General features: G+C 43.2%; 1 tRNA gene. It reads left to right on the forward strand.

Annotated features, from left to right (window positions below):
* Positions 1 to 143 precede the first annotated feature (143 nt).
* Positions 144 to 219: transfer RNA gene (locus AN393_RS19890), tRNA-Lys, on the forward strand.
* The last annotated feature ends 8 nt before the right edge of the window (positions 220 to 227 follow it).

The raw sequence follows: 227 nt of genomic DNA on the forward strand, positions 1-227 counted from the left end.
ATTAGCTCAGTTGGTAGAGCAGTGGACTTTTAATCCATTGGTCGATGGTTCAAGTCCATCATGACCCACCATTCTTTATTAAGATAAAGTTTGGTTCAATCGGCGGATTTACGCAGCTCACTTAAAGGGTAAGCACATAGAGCGGGTCATTAGCTCAGTTGGTAGAGCAGTGGACTTTTAATCCATTGGTCGATGGTTCAAGTCCATCATGACCCACCATTCTTTAC

The sequence above is a fragment of the Pseudoalteromonas sp. P1-25 genome (genome assembly GCF_001401805.1).
Taxonomy (GTDB): Bacteria; Pseudomonadota; Gammaproteobacteria; order Enterobacterales; family Alteromonadaceae; genus Pseudoalteromonas.